Here is a 13341-nt window from a genome sequence, read left to right as displayed (position 1 = left end):
AGTATTAAAAGTGTCTACGGTTCAATTTGATAAAACAAGAATAGAGCATGATCTGCTCGGTGAAAAAGCAGTTCCTTTCGATCGTTACTATGGGATTCATACCCTGCGAGCGATGGAGAATTTTCAGATTTCGCATCAACAGGTAGGTGAAAACATACATTTTATTCGTGCATTGGCGCAGGTAAAAAAAGCATCAGCACAGACAAATTTAAAATTTTCCAAATTGAGTCAAGACGTCAGTCAAGCGATTCAATGGGCTTGTGATCAACTGATTGAGCAGCCTGAAAGTTGGAAATCATCATTTCCAATTGATATTTATCAGGGTGGGGCTGGAACTTCTATTAATATGAATAGTAATGAAGTGGTGGCTAACCTTGCACTCGAGCATCTCGGCTTGCCTAAAGGTCAATATGATGTAATTCATCCAAACGACCATGTGAATAAATCGCAATCGACCAATGATGTTTATCCCACTGCATTGAGATTAGCAACATATTACAGTTTAGAAGATTTATTGTCTCAAGTTCGCTCATTAATCGCTGCTATTGAGATCAAAGCATCTGAATTTCAACACGTAATTAAAATGGGGCGAACTCAACTCCAAGATGCTGTACCCATGACACTCGGACAAGAGTTTCGTGCATTTGCGACGCTATTAAAAGAAGACTATCGCCTCATCCAAAAGATGCGTCATTTACTGCTAGAAATAAATTTGGGTGCGACTGCGATTGGAACGGGTGTGAACACACCTCATGGATATGCACTAGAAGTGGTTCAAACGCTTTCTCAAATTACTGGATTGAAATTACAAGGTGCTGAAGACTATGTTGAAGCCACCAGTGATTGTGGCGTATTTATTATTCTATCAAGTACTTTAAAGCGTTTAGCCGTCAAGCTCTCAAAAATTTGTAATGACCTGCGCTTATTAAGTTCAGGGCCTCGTACGGGATTAGCTGAAATTAGATTACCTGAATTACAAGCCGGCTCATCCATTATGCCTGCGAAAATCAATCCAGTTATTCCTGAAGTAGTGAACCAAATTGCTTTTAAAGTCATAGGTAATGATTTGACAGTGACCATGGCAGCTGAAGCGGGGCAATTACAATTAAATGTCATGGAACCTGTAATTGCACTGACCATGAATGAATCAACCAATTTATTAATTCAAGCAATGCAAACACTAGAAAACAAATGTATTCAAGGTATTACTGCAAATGAACAGACTTGTTACGATGCAGTGATGCGAAGTGTTGGTATCGTCACATTATTAGATCCGATTCTAGGTCATGCCAAATGTGATGAAATTGGGAAGGTTTGTCTTGCAGAAAATAAAACCATTCAGCAAGTTGTCATTGAGCAGAATCTTTTGACGCAAGAGCAGTTAAATCAAATTTTCTCTTTTGAAAATTTAGTGTCTGAGATCGCTGGTCATGTTGTCGATGATATGAACATGGACAAAGTAAGCTAATAGAGTAGATAGAATCTGAAAATCAATTGAATATGAATTGATGGCATATTTCGTTCAATGAGGTATGCCATTTTCATTGAAACTTTTAAGTATAATTTCTTAATTGAATGTTTATAATAATTAAAATTATGAGCTATCAATACAAACATTATAATTTAGAGAGAATGAATGAAAAGAATAGCAATAAGCACGCTGCTGTGTTCGATGTTGCTGGCATCCTGTTCAAAAAAAATAGAGGAACATTCTGCTGAAGCAGTTCAAGAAAATACTGCTGATACTCAAGTCGATATGCAAGAAGCGGCTGAACCAAATACTTTGCCCGTCCAGGAGCAAAAACCTGAGGTCATATTAAATCAAGAGGTTAATCCGGTTGAACTGACTCGTCGTATGGTTCGAGAGGCGCAAGTTAACTTTACCGTTAAAGATGTGGTGAAAAGCAGTTTAGAGATTGAAAAAATAACCCTTGAAGCAGGCGGATTTATTGAAAGAAAAGATATTGATTTCAATGTGGTTGATCTTAAACGTCAGAATATTTCAGAAGGTAAAGTAAAAGTATTTGAAAAAGTTGAACCTATATCTTTTATGGTGCTACGTGTACCGAGTGAGCGTGCCCCACATGTTGTTAATCAACTTTTACCTTTAATGTTTTTTCTGAATCAGCAACGCTATAGTGCACAACGTTTTGAATTGAAGCTTCTTCAAGAAAAAATGAATCAAGCACAGACTATTTCAAGTCAAGCACGACCAGCTCATTTGAATGAAATCACACGGCTCACTCAACTCGAAGTTCAAGACCGTGTTAAATTCAGTACGATCAGTTTACAACTGAATCAACCAACACTGGTCCGAGAAAGGGTTGATATTGATATTGATGCAGTGGCGCGATTAAATGGTGATCACTTTATTCAGCGTGCTTGGAATAGCATCAAATATGGCTGGCAATTTGTGCTCGATCTTTTGGTGTTTTTATTAATGATTTGGCCTTTTTATTTGATTGTCTTAATTGGCTTCTGGTTATATCGATGGTTAAAACCTTATTTTGATAAACTCAAATAAGCCCATGCCTCAATTTGGCTGAACTGAAGAAAGAAGTTTAGCCAAATCTTGCATTCCTTCGGTTGCTGATTTTGAGATACATGTATAGTGTTGTGGCACACGGCCGAGATCGGCTTTAGGGTCGATATAATACGCATCACAGCTTGGTGAAATACTGTGTACTAAGCTTGCAACAGGATAAACAGCTAAGCTTGTTCCAATCACAACAAAGATTTCAGCTTGCTGGCAAATCACTTCTGCTTCTTCAAAAGCGGGAACGGATTCACCAAACCATACGACATGTGGACGAAGCGGATATCCAGCGTCACAGAAGTCACGAGAAATATCCAGTTCAGTACCTTCAATTGTGTAAAATTTGTCTGCGAATTGAGCATCTGGCCCTGAGGTTTTGGCCAGTCTTATATTTCCATGAAGATGTAGTACTTTTTTGCTTCCAGCGCGTTCATGTAAGTCATCAATATTCTGCGTGATCACATGTACATCATAATGTTGTTCAAGTGCTGCAATCGCCAAATGTGCTGCATTAGGTTCAGATGCTAAAATTTTTTTTCGCCGTTCATTGTAAAAGCGCTGTACTAAAACAGGATTGTTACGCCAAGCTTCGGGCGTTGCGACATCCTCTATGCGATGGTTTTCCCAAAGTCCATCGCTATCTCGAAATGTATTGATACCACTTTCAGCACTCATACCAGCACCCGAAAAAATCACAAGCTTTTTTTTAGACTGATTCATCCAATCTCCATCCTATTGATTTTATGCCCACGTATGACGTCTGGATCAACTTAATATTCAAATATTCATTAGAGCTTATATAGTTTGATTCAGAAATTTAGAAATTTCTTGTGCGAATTTAATGGGTTCATTGATCAAAGGCGTATGCCCTGAGCGCTCAAACAGTACGATACGATGATTTTTAACCGATTCAGCAATGAGCTTTTGCCCTTGCGCTGGATAGAGTGCGGATTTAGCGCCGATAAAAAAAGTTGCTGGACATTCTAACTTTGAGATCGCGGCTCTGTAATCTTCTTTATGGTTTAGATAGTTGTCAATGTACCAACGCATATAGTCGAGACGTTGCATAGGGAGGATTAACTTTTGAATTTTCGGTTGATTGAGTGTTGTTTTAAAAATTTTAGCGCTCAATTGATGATTATCTTGTAAAGATAAAAATTTAACCCAAAGCTCGACTAATTCGCGGCTTAAGTGAGTAGGTAATTCACTCAGGTTTTGATAATTTTCATGTTGATGTAAAAAAGAAGAAAGTTCGATGAGTAGCTTTTTGAACTCTGGATAGCGATCGCCCAATAGCCCGAAACTCCAAGTTTCATCAGAAGGTATTTTAGGGGTTTGATCAATATGCAAGTATGCTTGGATTTGATCAGCAAATTGACCATATTGCATACCATGCATGGCAGTAGTTGCCCCCATAGAATAAGCAATCACTTTATATTGTTGTCTAGGGCGTTGACTGATCAATGCCTGAATATCGTTCCAGTGACTTGAAATAGCATCAGCATCTGGAATTTTACAATGCTTAGACCCACCAAAACCACGCCAGTCAGGAATAATAAATTTATATTTCTTTAAATTAAATGCAAAAAAAGGAATCCATTGCCAACTTTGCATTCCTAAACCAGATAGCACCAAAACAGGTTCACCTTGACCTATTTCACGAACATATAATTTTTCGTCATCTTGCATGGTATAAAATGGCATAGATATATCCTTTATTTTGTATTCATTATTTTCAATTGTGGAATTACACGTTCTAACCAACTGATCCAACCTTGCTCTAATTCAATGCCTAATTGAAGAATCATTTTATGAATATAGAGTGTACGATCATCATTATTTTTATTGGCAAAATCTTTGTCGTAAATCGCTTGGTATATTTTTAACTTATTTTTATGAATTTCTAAATGAGACTCCAATTCTGTCAGCACATTATTACCACCTAGTTGTGCTTCAGCTCTTAAACGCACCATCAATTCTTCTCTGAGTTGGGCAGGCTCACTATGCTGTACCATCCAATTGGCAAGTTCAGTTCGACCTAGAGCATCAACTTTATATTTTTTCTTTCTCGAGTTGGGATCACCTTCATCAATAGTCGAAACCCAACCTTTTTTTTGCATAGCATTGAGTTCACGATAGATTTGTTGGTGAGTTGCATTCCAAAAGAATCCCATAGAACGGTCAAAGCGACGCGCAAGTTCAATACCTGTACTTGGTTTTTCAATGAGACTGGTCAACAAAACATGTGCTAAAGACATAAATCATATATCGTAAAATGTTGAATCAACTTTATTATGCAACATGTTGCATAAAATGCAAAATTAGAATATATATTTATGCAACAAGTTGCATGAAGCACACAATAATAGCAAGCAAACGCGAGCCATGAGGTCAGAATGTCAAATTATCCAAACTTACTTGCACCACTAGATTTAGGTTTTACCACTTTAAAAAATCGTGTATTGATGGGTTCAATGCACGTAGGTTTAGAAGAGGTTGAAGGTGGCTATGAACGTATGGCCGCATTTTATGCTGAGCGTGCTCAAGGACAGGTCGGTCTTATCGTGACGGGGGGGATTTCACCCAACGATGCTGGTGTGACTTTTGCTGGAGGGTCAAAATTAGACTCGATTGCTGAAGCTGAGAAACATAAAATCATTACACAAGCAGTACATGATGCTGGCGGTAAGATTGCAATGCAGATTTTGCATACTGGTCGATATTCATATCAGCCTGAAAATGTTGCACCATCAGCAATTCAGGCACCAATTAATCCAGTTAAACCTCATGCTTTAAGCTCGGCTGAAGTTCATCAAACCATTGATGATTTTGCCAACTGTGCAAAGCTGGCTCAATATGCAGGTTATGATGGTGTTGAGATTATGGGGTCTGAAGGTTACCTCATCAATGAGTTTATCGCAGCACGTACCAATCACCGTGATGACGAATGGGGTGGGAGTTATGAAAACCGCATTCGTTTGCCGATTGAAATTGTAAAACGTACCCGTGCAGAGGTGGGTGAAAACTTTATTATCATTTATAGACTTTCGATGCTCGACTTGGTTGAGGGCGGTTCAACGCTTGAGGAGGTCATCCATCTTGCAAAAGAAATTGAGAAAGCCGGAGCGACTATCATTAATACAGGGATTGGTTGGCATGAAGCGCGTATACCCACGATTGCAACGAAAGTACCTCGAGCAGCATTTACATGGGTGACAGAAAAGCTAAAAGGTGAAGTTAATATTCCATTGATTACCTCAAATCGTATCAATACCCCTGAAATGGCTGAACACGTGTTAGCTTCAGGTCATGCAGATATGATTTCTATTGCTCGCCCAATGCTTGCAGATGCAGAATTTGTACTAAAAGCTGAACAGGGTAGAAGTGACGAAATCAACACGTGTATTGGCTGTAACCAAGCGTGTTTGGATCATATTTTTTCACTCAGAATTGCGTCATGCTTGGTTAATCCACGTGCATGCCATGAAACTGAACTCATTTTTAAAGAAACCCATACGCCTAAAAAAATTGCTGTCATTGGTGCAGGTCCTGCAGGATTGAGTTTTGGTACTTATGCAGCTGACCGTGGTCATCAGGTCACCATTTTTGAAGCAGCCGATCAAATTGGGGGGCAATTTAATATTGCAAAAACGATTCCAGGAAAGGAGGAGTTTTATGAGACATTGCGTTACTTTAAGCGAAAAATTGAGTTGCAGCCTTTAATGCAATTAAAACTTAACCATACTGCAACTTTTGAAGAGCTCAATACAGATCAGTTTGATGAAATTGTAGTCGCTACAGGTGTGACACCTCGACATTTAGATATTGAAGGAATTGATCATCCAAAAGTGTTGTCTTATATCGAAGTTTTAAGAGAGAAAAAACCAGTCGGACAGCGTGTTGCGATTATTGGTGCTGGTGGTATTGGTTTTGATACTGCTGAGTATCTAACCCATGAGGGGGAAAGTGGAAGCTTGAATCCTCAAAAATTTTATGATGAATGGGGAATTGATACATCATATTCTAATGTAGGAGGTTTAAAACCTGCTCAAGTAGAACAGCCATCACGTGAAATCTACTTATTACAACGTAAAGCCACTTCAGTTGGTGCAGGCTTGGGTAAAACGACGGGTTGGATTCATCGTACTGGATTAAAAAATCGCGATGTAAAAATGATTCCAGGTGCAACGTATAACAAGATTGATGACCAAGGTTTACATATCACAATCAATGATCAAACTACCGTCTTAAACGTGGATCATGTGGTGATTTGTGCAGGTCAAGAGTCATATACGGCTATGTTTGATCAACTTGAACAGGCAGGTAAAAAAGTTCATTTAATTGGTGGGGCGAAAGAAGCGGGTGAGCTAGATGCAAAACGTGCGATTCGTCAAGGTGCTGAATTGGCTGTCAAGATTTAAGCCATAAAATTTCTCTCTTATATTATAGATGAAAGTGCAAGAAGAGGATTTGGAGAGGGTACTTAATTAAATGAGACCTCTCCTTGACGCAGTATTCTCCCTTTTCTTCTAAAAGGTTGGACTGATACAACAAAAAGGACATAAAAATGACACTCGAAACCACACAAAAATCTATTCAACGTTGGCACCACATGCTTGAAACACGTGATTTAAGTCTATTGAATGAGCTTTTGTCTGAAGAAGTCGTATTTAAATCACCCGTCGCATTTAAGCCTTATCCAGGCAAACAAGTTGTTACTTTTATTTTGACCAATGTGATTGAGATCTTTGAAAATTTTCGTTATCACCGTGAGTTCTATACAGCAGATGGGCTCAGTGTTGTGCTCGAATTTTCCGCAAATGTCGGTGAAAAAACATTAAAAGGGATTGATATGATCCAGTTTAATGAGCAAGGTCAAATTATTGACTTTGAGGTGATGATTCGGCCTAAAAGTGGTTTAGAGGCTTTGGCGTTGCAAATGGGCCAACGTATGGCTCAATTTCTACCAAAATAAATTAGGCATGTTTTTGGCTTATGAATTGGAGTAAGTAAATTCGGAGTCTGTATGAATCTTAATCAGCGTTTCAAGTGGATGCAAGAATTCACTCAAACCCAACTTGATCATTTTACTGGTGCAGCTATACCTTCAATCTATTTTAATCCGCAAGGTGAGTTAGCGCATGTGATTTCAAACTTGAAACGTCTGCATTATAAATATAGACCAACGCCGTGGCTCTCGAATACGCATGCTCACTTGGTGTATTTTGATAAAATTCGAAAGAAAACCGTAAAATTAGAATATGACTTCATTGAACAGTTAACAATGTCTGATGGGGGAACAACGGGTATTGCTTGGTATGGCATGCATCTGCCTGCGGAAACACCTACTATTTTAGTGCTGCATACCATTACTGGAAGCCCAGCCAGTATGAGAGAATTGGTCAGAGACTTACATCAAGTAACTGGTTGGCGTATTGCATTGTGTTTAAGACGAGGGCATGCAGGTCTACCACTTTCAGTTCCTAAAATTAATCTTTTTGGAAACACGCAAGATCTAAGAGAGCAGATTGAACATATTCAACAGCGCTTACCATATTCTAAATTGTATGCAGTTGGGTCTTCAGCAGGAACTGGATTATTGGTTCGATATTTAGGTGAGGAAGAAAGCTCCACACCAATTCAAGCGGCTTTCGCACTTTGTCCTGGATACAATACGGAAACTGGTTTTTCAAATGTTCATCCTTTTTATAGCCGTTTGATGGCAAAAAAGTTAAATGCACATTTTTTAAAACCTTATGAGCAACATTGGCGAAATTTAGAAAGTTTAAAGCAACTGAGTGTTGCTAAAGATTTATTTGATTTTGAAAATACATATTATCAGTTCGCTGGATTTGAAAATTATGACGCATATTGTAAAGCGACAAATCCCATCTATGTCTTTGAGAAGATTAGAGTGCCGTTGATGATTTTAAATTCGGAAGACGATCCAGTATGCCATATCCGCAATTTAGAGCCTTATAAAGAAGTGATTCAACATATGCCGAACATGGCAGTAGTGACCACAAAAAAAGGAAGCCATTGCTGTTTCTATGAAGGTAATAAAAATCCAGAATCTTGGGCACACAAATTAATTGCAGAATTTTTTTTAGAATTAGAGAAAGCCTGACAATTTTTGTTGTTTATAAATGAATAACAATTTGACTTTCATTTATGTTGACATAAAAAAACCGAGTCTTGTCACTCGGTTTTTTTAAATTCGAAAATTAGTTTTCTAAAGCAGGGGTAGCAGCAGCAATAGCAGCGGCAACAGCATCATCTTCAGATTGAGAACCACCTGTTGATGCACTTGGAGAAGGTGTAGGGCGTTCTACATTTTCAACAGCTGGTGCTGGGGCAGGATTCGTTTGTGCAGGAGCATCGCGGTATTCACGACGAATAGTCGCTGACGTATTGTTTGTCTCCTGATGCTCAATTTCAACTTGAGTTGGTGGCTCAGGTTCGATTTCTGGTTCAGAAATCTCAATGTTCTCAATTTGTTCTGCCTGTTCAGTTGTTTCAACAGTTTGTTCCTGTTCTTCTTCCTTAGGCGCTTCTTTTTTTACACATGCAGTAACGAGGAGTGCAGATAAGATTGCACCACCGATTAAAAATTTTTTATTCATAGTTGCTCAAAACAAACTAGCTAGATCGACTGACGTAGTATAACAGCAAATTAACAGATGAAAATCACTGAAAGTGTGCGTGAATCTTTATTGGAAATGATGATAGAATAACCAATTGTTTATTGTTCTTTGAATTGATGCGGATTGACTTTGCTTTATAGGTACAGAGTAAAGTAAAATTGCGCAACATTGCAGGCCGATTTAGGCTCGATTGTACGAGAAACCCAATGACCCATTTTATTTTCGTTACTGGTGGTGTTGTTTCATCACTAGGTAAAGGTATTTCAGCTGCTTCAGTTGCTGCACTTTTAGAAGCCCGTGGATTAAAAGTAACCATGGTGAAAATGGATCCATATATTAATGTCGATCCAGGGACGATGAGCCCGTTCCAACATGGTGAAGTTTTTGTCACAGAGGATGGTGCGGAAACTGACTTAGACTTGGGTTATTACGAACGTTTCTTGCGTCGTGCGAAAATGACCAAGCTTAATAACTTTACATCTGGTCGCGTGTACCAAGACGTTTTAAATAAAGAGCGTCGCGGTGATTACCTTGGTGGAACAGTTCAAGTTATTCCACACATTACAGACAATATTAAAGAACGTGTTCTTCGCGCTGGTGAAGGCTATGACGTTGCTATTGTTGAGATTGGCGGTACAGTAGGTGACATTGAATCTCTCCCATTCATGGAATCTGTTCGTCAGTTAATGGTTGAACTTGGTCACAAACGCACAATGCTGATGCATTTAACGTTGTTGCCATATATCAAGTCAGCTGCAGAGTTGAAAACAAAACCAACTCAGCACTCAGTGAAAGAATTACTCTCAATCGGTATTCAACCAGATATTTTGATCTGTCGTACTGAACACGATGTTGATGCTGATACAAAGCGTAAAATTGCGTTGTTCACGAACGTAGAAGCTCGTGCAGTTGTGGTGTGTAAAGATGCACGCACAATTTACGAAATTCCACGTACGTTCTATGAACAAGACGTTGATGATTTAATTTGCGAGCGTTTTGGTTATAACGATTTACCAGAAGCCGATCTTTCAGATTGGGATAATGTCGTAGAAGCACTATTAAATCCTGAGTACACTGTTCGTGTTGCGATGGTGGGTAAATATGTTGAACTTCCAGATGCTTATAAATCTGTAAACGAAGCACTCTTACATGCAGGTATCCAAAACCGCGTTAAAGTTCAAATTGATTATGTCAATGCCGAAGAACTAGAAAGCCAAGATGTAGCGGAGGTGTTGAAAGATGCTGACGCAATCTTAGTTCCTGGTGGTTTTGGCGAGCGCGGTACTGAAGGTAAGATGCAAGCGATTAAATTCGCACGTGAGAATGGAATTCCATTCCTTGGTATTTGCTTGGGTATGCAACTTGCGGTCATTGAATACGCACGTAATGTTGCTGGTATCGTAGATGCAACTTCAACTGAATTTAACCGTTCAACTAAATCGCCTTTAATTGGTTTGATTACGGAATGGTTAGACGAACGTGGTGAAGTACAACAACGTTCTGTAGATTCTGATCTTGGTGGAACAATGCGTCTTGGCGCTCAAAAATCAGAATTGGTTGAAGGCACTAAAACTGCAGAAGTGTATGGTTCAGTAGAAATTATTGAACGTCATCGCCATCGTTACGAAATGAATAATCGTTATATTCCTACTTTAGAAGAAAAAGGTATGAAAATTTCTGGTTATTCACCAATCCAACGTTTAGTTGAAACTGTTGAAATTCCTCAACATCCTTGGTTTATTGCTGTACAATTCCACCCGGAATTTACAAGTTCTCCACGTGATGGTCATCCATTATTTGCTGGTTTTATTGATGCTGCTAAAAAACAGTATCAAAAATCGAAATAATGAATGTCTTAGGACATAACTAGGAAGTTTAAATGTCACAATTAAAAGCACAAGAAATTGTACGTTTAGGCGATATACAAATGGCAAATCATTTGCCATTTGTATTATTCGGCGGAATGAATGTACTTGAATCAAAAGATTTAGCTTTTGAAATTGCAGAAACTTATGTTGATATTTGCAAACGTTTGGATATTCCATATGTTTTCAAAGCAAGCTTTGATAAAGCAAATCGTTCGAGCTTAAATTCTTTCCGCGGACCTGGTCTTGAAAAAGGAATTGAGTGGTTAGCTGACATTAAAAAACATTTTAATGTACCCATCATTACAGATGTTCATGAACCATATCAAGCAGCACCTGTGGCTGAAGTGGCTGACATCATTCAATTACCTGCTTTCCTCAGCCGTCAAACAGATCTTGTTGAGGCAATGGCAAAAACTCAAGCCATTATCAATATCAAAAAAGCGCAATTCTTAGCACCGCATGAAATGCGTCATATCTTGCATAAGTGTTTGGAAGCAGGGAATGACAAGCTGATTTTATGTGAGCGTGGCTCAGCATTTGGTTACAACAACTTAGTTGTCGATATGCTTGGTTTCGACATCATGAAAGAAATGAATGTGCCGGTCTTCTTTGATGTGACACATGCACTTCAAACCCCGGGTGGTCGTGCAGATTCAGCAGGTGGTCGTCGCGCACAAATTACGACATTAGCGCGTGCGGGTATGGCGACAGGTCTAGCAGGTCTTTTTCTGGAAGGACATCCTGATCCAGAAAAAGCAAAATGTGATGGACCTTGCGCTCTTCGAATGTCTCAACTTGAGCCATTCTTAGCTCAGCTTAAAGAATTGGATACCTTGGTTAAAGGTTTCAAAAAATTAGATACACACTGATGCAGCGTTAGACGCATCGTTTTATTAATCAACTGAGGAATTGTTCATGAGCCAAATCGTTGACATTCGTGCACGTGAAATTTTGGACTCTCGTGGTAACCCAACCATCGAAGCAGACGTTATCTTAGCATCTGGCGTAGTTGGCCGTGCATGTGCACCATCTGGTGCTTCAACTGGTTCTCGTGAAGCTTTAGAACTTCGTGATGGCGATAAAGCACGTTACTTAGGTAAAGGTGTTAAAACTGCTGTGAACAACGTAAACACGTTAATCCGTGACGCGTTAGTGGGTAAATCAGTATTCGAACAAAAAGACATCGATAATACGATGATCGCTTTAGACGGAACTGAAAACAAAGAAAAATTAGGTGCGAACGCAACTTTGGCAGTGTCTTTGGCTGCTGCGCGTGCTGCTGCTGACGAAAAGAAAATTCCTCTTTTCCAATACATCGCAGACCTTCGTAACAACAGCATTTTAACAATGCCTGTTCCAATGATGAACATCTTAAACGGTGGTTCACATGCGGACAACAACGTTGATATCCAAGAGTTCATGATTGAGCCAGTTGGCTTCACTTCATTCTCTGAAGCACTTCGTGCAGGCGCAGAAATCTTCCATTCTTTAAAATCAGTTTTAAAGAAACAAGGTTTAAATACTGCTGTTGGTGATGAAGGTGGTTTCGCACCGAACTTACGTTCAAACGAAGAAGCAATTACAGTTATTCTTGAAGCAATTGAAAAAACTGGCTACAAAGCAGGTTCTGACATTATGCTTGCGCTTGACTGTGCATCTTCAGAATTCTACAAAGATGGTCAGTACATCCTTGCTGGTGAAGGGAATAAAGCATTCACAAACAACCAATTCTCTGACTACCTTGCAGGTCTTGTAAACCAATATCCAATTATCTCTATTGAAGATGGTTTAGATGAATCTGATTGGGAAGGTTGGTCTTACCTAACTTCGATTCTTGGCGACAAGATTCAATTGGTTGGTGATGATTTGTTTGTTACAAATCCTAAAATCCTTCAACGTGGTATCAACGAAAAAGTTGGTAACTCTATCCTGATTAAGTATAACCAAATCGGTACGTTGACTGAGACTTTAGATGCGATCTATCTTGCTAAAGCAAATGGTTACTCTACAGTGATTTCTCACCGTTCTGGCGAAACTGAAGATTCTACAATTGCGGATCTTGCAGTAGGTACTGGTGCTGGTCAAATCAAAACTGGCTCACTTTGCCGTTCTGACCGTGTAGCGAAATACAACCAATTACTTCGTATTGAAGAATTAACGAATGCTATTTACCGCGGTAAAGCTGAGTTTAAAGGTTTAAATTAATCGTTTAGATTATTTTGAATTTCAAAAAACCACTCTGTAAAGAGTGGTTTTTTTTGTTATTAAGCTATGAAATAAAAAGTGTAAATAT

Annotated in this window: 12 protein-coding genes; 8 read left to right on the top strand and 4 right to left on the bottom strand. The window is 38.9% G+C overall.

The features are described 5' to 3' along the window. Positions 1 to 10 precede the first annotated feature (10 nt). Positions 11 to 1468 carry an aspartate ammonia-lyase gene (locus AC1M9M_RS01110; RefSeq protein ID WP_481595360.1) on the top strand — a complete coding sequence of 486 codons (1458 nt, stop codon included), beginning with the start codon at positions 11 to 13 and terminating at the stop codon, positions 1466 to 1468. Between the two features lie 168 nt (positions 1469 to 1636). Then, on the top strand, positions 1637 to 2524 hold the full coding sequence (locus AC1M9M_RS01105) for a DUF4349 domain-containing protein (protein ID WP_481595359.1): 888 nt from the start codon (positions 1637 to 1639) through the stop codon (positions 2522 to 2524). A gap of 9 nt (positions 2525 to 2533) precedes the next feature. Here the strand turns inward: AC1M9M_RS01105 and AC1M9M_RS01100 are convergent, their stop codons facing one another. The 3 genes from AC1M9M_RS01100 to AC1M9M_RS01090 form a co-directional block, all read right to left on the bottom strand. Further along, on the bottom strand, positions 2534 to 3256 hold the full coding sequence (locus tag AC1M9M_RS01100) for an SIR2 family NAD-dependent protein deacylase (protein ID WP_481591066.1): 723 nt from the start codon (positions 3254 to 3256) through the stop codon (positions 2534 to 2536). Positions 3257 to 3331: 75 nt separating this feature from the next. Continuing rightward, positions 3332 to 4240: an alpha/beta fold hydrolase gene (locus AC1M9M_RS01095; protein WP_481595358.1), complete on the bottom strand. Its 909-nt coding sequence runs from the start codon at positions 4238 to 4240 to the stop codon at positions 3332 to 3334. 11 nt (positions 4241 to 4251) lie between these two features. Then, positions 4252 to 4794 (bottom strand): PadR family transcriptional regulator, encoded by a 543-nt coding sequence (locus AC1M9M_RS01090; RefSeq protein ID WP_481595357.1) that lies wholly within the window; start codon positions 4792 to 4794, stop codon positions 4252 to 4254. Positions 4795 to 4932: 138 nt separating this feature from the next. Here AC1M9M_RS01090 and AC1M9M_RS01085 point away from each other — a divergent pair, with 138 nt between their 5' ends. The 3 genes from AC1M9M_RS01085 to AC1M9M_RS01075 all read left to right on the top strand — a co-directional run bounded on the left by AC1M9M_RS01085 (position 4933) and on the right by AC1M9M_RS01075 (position 8663). Then, a complete protein-coding gene (locus AC1M9M_RS01085) occupies positions 4933 to 6957 on the top strand; it encodes a 2,4-dienoyl-CoA reductase FMN-binding domain-containing protein (RefSeq protein ID WP_481595356.1) in 2025 nt (674 codons plus the stop codon). Between the two features lie 146 nt (positions 6958 to 7103). Next, entirely contained in the window at positions 7104 to 7511 is a 408-nt protein-coding gene (locus AC1M9M_RS01080; RefSeq protein WP_035263736.1) for a nuclear transport factor 2 family protein, read from the top strand. 51 nt (positions 7512 to 7562) lie between these two features. Continuing rightward, positions 7563 to 8663, top strand: a complete 1101-nt coding sequence (locus tag AC1M9M_RS01075; protein WP_481595355.1) for a YheT family hydrolase — start codon at positions 7563 to 7565, stop codon at positions 8661 to 8663. 97 nt (positions 8664 to 8760) lie between these two features. On the opposite strand, the gene AC1M9M_RS01070 is transcribed toward AC1M9M_RS01075, so the two are convergent. Further along, complete coding sequence (locus AC1M9M_RS01070) at positions 8761 to 9159, bottom strand: internalin (protein ID WP_481587524.1); 399 nt, start codon at positions 9157 to 9159, stop codon at positions 8761 to 8763. 227 nt (positions 9160 to 9386) lie between these two features. Here AC1M9M_RS01070 and AC1M9M_RS01065 point away from each other — a divergent pair, with 227 nt between their 5' ends. From AC1M9M_RS01065 to eno, 3 genes are read left to right on the top strand one after another with little or no spacing between them, the layout of a single operon-like run. Beyond that, the gene (locus tag AC1M9M_RS01065) at positions 9387 to 11027 is read left to right on the top strand and encodes a CTP synthase (RefSeq protein WP_035263731.1); all 1641 of its coding nucleotides are present in this window, start codon (positions 9387 to 9389) and stop codon (positions 11025 to 11027) included. Between the two features lie 32 nt (positions 11028 to 11059). Then, positions 11060 to 11917 (top strand): 3-deoxy-8-phosphooctulonate synthase, encoded by an 858-nt coding sequence (gene kdsA, locus AC1M9M_RS01060; protein WP_035263729.1) that lies wholly within the window; start codon positions 11060 to 11062, stop codon positions 11915 to 11917. 46 nt (positions 11918 to 11963) lie between these two features. Continuing rightward, on the top strand, positions 11964 to 13253 hold the full coding sequence (eno, locus tag AC1M9M_RS01055) for a phosphopyruvate hydratase (protein WP_180027787.1): 1290 nt from the start codon (positions 11964 to 11966) through the stop codon (positions 13251 to 13253). The last annotated feature ends 88 nt before the right edge of the window (positions 13254 to 13341 follow it).

The sequence above is a fragment of the Acinetobacter sp. ANC_7503 genome (assembly GCF_056780035.1).
The sequence above is the reverse complement of the archived record's forward strand: the minus strand, read 5'-3'. Positions and strand labels throughout refer to the sequence as shown.